This window comes from Streptococcus oralis (assembly GCF_001579175.1).
GTDB lineage: Bacteria > Bacillota > Bacilli > Lactobacillales > Streptococcaceae > Streptococcus > Streptococcus oralis_O.
Window position 1 is genome coordinate 118,237 of record NZ_KQ970761.1, and the last position, 2,830, is coordinate 121,066.

Here is a 2,830-nt window from a genome sequence, read left to right on the forward strand (position 1 = left end):
TAGGTATGAACATAAAACTCTCGAAGAAATTCATCCCCGAGAGTTTTTTCTTGTTTCTATCACAACAGAAGATAGCCGTTCAATATAGAGCAACTAAATACTGAGAACCTAAAAATCGATTAATCTATTCAGAAAAACTGAGTGGTACAATCTCTACATCCCCAAGATTATCAACTGAGTAACGTTGACTACCATTTTTAAACCAGCGTTCTAGAACGACATCATAGAGCATGAAGTGGGATTTTTCTTTAATCCAAACTTCATCAATCCCATGAGGTTTTAAATACTCAAGCACTTCGTTGGAGCTTGTTAAGTAAAAATTGGGTATCGAGTCCCCAGTTTTCGACTGACGTGATAATTCTTTATATGCCCCTAAATCTAGTTTTCCCCCATCCTTGTGTAGTATATTGTAACTAGCTAATGCATATGCTACCGACCATTTAGAATCTGAAATTTCGACTGATTGGCTGAGTTTCTTATCATTGTACTCATATTTAATATAAAGATATTTCCCGTCAGATAATAGTTGCTGGTATTCAATAATAAAAGTTTCTTCAAAACCTACAATCACTTTTAAACTTTCATTTTCAGACAAGCCTGCATCAAGTCCTATGGGAATTATCCAGTCTGGATCTCTAAACGACTGACTTCCATCAACAGCTTTACTAAAATCAGCGAGGCCAGGTAAGACACCACTATGGGTTTCTGCATAGTTCATCTCTAGAAAAACATTACTTAAAGATTCATACACTCTCTTATAATAATTCTTTTGATAGACACGATATAGACCAAACAAAGTTAGAAAAACTAATAAAATTATAAGTACGATTTTTAAAATTTTTTCATCTACCTTTTTCCTTACTTAAATCTTGGATAAACTGATAAGCAACATTATTCTTCTCTTTTAACATCTCCATTGCTTGGGTGTTATCCTGATGATTGATTCCTGCCTCTTTATAAATTTGCTTTTTAACATACTCTATTCCACCCATATTCTTTAAAAATTCAGATTCCCTTGAATAGCTATTAGTAGAAAGTTTATCATAGTATTGATTAGTAGCTGCAACATAGGATATTCTCTGGTTTTTCATGATAGATGTAATATTAACCGCATCAAGATCAGCCTTATAATCAGGTATATTCATACTTGGAGGATTACCGATTGTCACATCTCCTAGCCAACCAGATAGGTCATTAGTATGTTGGTGACTATTGCCCCAATGTCCTTTTCTAAGCCCTTCAAAATTCGCAAGACGATTTTTATTATCGTATAAATTAGTTGCAGTAGTAATACTTTGATGAGCAAAGTCTATATCAGTTTTCCCCTCATTGGCATCTCTATATTGTTTTAGAATACTAGCTCTGACAATCTCATATTTCTCTCCAGACAATCCGAAGCGGTTCATTTGTTCTTCTATACTGTAATAGCCTTTAGCTCCACCTGTTGAACCTGGTCCAGCAGTTCCATTCCATTTAACAATATCCTTCAAGTATGCTAATACAGAATTGTTCCATTGTGCATTCTCATCGTTATAAATGATTCCACCTACTAAACGATTGTATACATAATCGGTATTTCTACCTTCTTTTTTCTCAATGTTTTTATATAATTTCCACAATAAATCTGAAGTTTCTTCATCAAAACTATATTGTTTTTTAAGATTTTGTTTAAACTCATATGCTGAAACACTATAATCATCAACCGAGTTGACCTTATTTCCTGCCCTATCTGAAGCCTTAGTCGTTTTTGGATCACATATATGCTTCAATGTGTTCAATAGAGCCGGATTCCAGTTACGAAGAAGGTTCTTGCCTTCTCGGATTGTAGGGGAGGCCTTAAATCCTATTGCCACAGCATAGGCAGTACGAATTGCTTGATAGCGTAGTTCTTGAATACGAGCTTGTGCTTGCTGGTATTTCTGTTGTACATAGTCACTGGCACTATTGTAGGCTGTTTGAACCTTATTCCACTGTCTGCCAACCCAATTCGATGCGCGATTGTATTGAGTGCTGACCCAGTTAGTCGCGTGGTTGAAAGCACTCTTGGTCGCATTCCAAGCCTTGGAGGCGAAACTCTTCACACTATTCCAGGTGTTTGAGGCCACTCTTTTCACCGTATTCCAGGTATTAGATGCGACTCGTTTAACACCATTCCAAGCATTAGAGGCTGTCTTTTTAACATAGTTCCAGCCTTTTTTGATACTGTTCCAGAAGTTCCCACTTGGGTCGGTATAGTTAACGGGGTTGTTCTGCACATAGCTGTAGCGGTTCTGGCTGAGAGGATCCGTCGCCTCACCTGGGTAGCTATCCTCGGTTAAGAAAGTACCTCCTTGACTATCATAATACCTTGCGCGTAAATAGTCAAGTCCAGTATCGTCGCGAGCTTCGCCGTTATAGGCAAAGGTATGACCTATCGTGTCTGTCCTTGTCTTTCTTGCTCCATAGAGATGATAGCTAGTTGAGGCGACGGCTTGTCCATCCTTGGTCAAGCCTGTCACAGAGCCTGACTGGTTAGTCAAGTAGTTATAGCTGTCACCTGTTTGGTTGTTGAGATAGCTAGCTCGACCCTGACCATAGCTATAGGTCTCACGAGCCTTGCCATCATGGTCATAGGTTTCGAGGACTTCTGTATGTTCACGATTGACATCGTTGACATAGTTGCGTTCCTCGTAGTAGTTGTAGGTATCCTCTCGTGTGGTGTAAGGGATGAGGACATCCTGAACCTGACTGGTATAGGTCACTTCTCCCTGACCCGGTAAGTTTCCAAGTTCTGGTGGGTTGACGACGATCCCCTCCTTGGTCGCTCGGTCCTTAGCCACTTTCTGGTGGT

The 2,830-nt window shown here is 39.1% G+C and carries 2 protein-coding genes; both read right to left on the reverse strand.

What is annotated here, in order from left to right; genetic code table 11:
* Positions 1 to 124 precede the first annotated feature (124 nt).
* A complete protein-coding gene (locus tag SORDD24_RS08985; RefSeq protein ID WP_231082736.1) occupies positions 125 to 796 on the reverse strand; it encodes a TipC family immunity protein in 672 nt (223 codons plus the stop codon).
* A 46-nt stretch (positions 797 to 842) separates the two neighbouring features.
* Positions 843 to 2,830: RHS repeat-associated core domain-containing protein (locus SORDD24_RS11820; protein ID WP_330997394.1), on the reverse strand; the 1,988-nt coding region annotated here is incomplete at its 5' end.